The sequence below is a fragment of the Chromohalobacter sp. HP20-39 genome (assembly GCF_033052815.1).
Lineage (GTDB): Bacteria > Pseudomonadota > Gammaproteobacteria > Pseudomonadales > Halomonadaceae > Chromohalobacter.
The window spans coordinates 1-240 of sequence record NZ_JAWHTP010001110.1 but is presented as its reverse complement, the minus strand read 5'-3'; the positions used below and the strand labels follow the sequence as shown (position 1 = coordinate 240).

The following is a 240-nucleotide window of genomic DNA, read 5'->3' as shown; positions in this document are numbered from 1 at the left end:
CGCAGGGCCGGGTCGATCGCGATCAGGCGCTCGCGCACGATCTCACGGCCGTCGTAGGCGTCGCGCCGCGGCGAGGCCTCGGCGTTGGCCCCCTCGGCGAAGTACTCCCACACCGAACCGCCCGCGTAGCGCGACAAAAAGCCGGCATTGGCCTTGTCGGCCGCCTTGGCGTCGCGCGCCTTGGCCCGCTGGTAGAGGGCCTCGATCCGGCGCGCCTGGTCGGCGGTCATCACGCCGTGC

General features: G+C 73.3%; 1 protein-coding gene. It reads right to left on the bottom strand.

The features are described from left to right. Positions 1–240: hypothetical protein (locus tag RVY79_RS21350; RefSeq protein ID WP_317466626.1), on the bottom strand; the 240-nt coding region annotated here is incomplete at both ends.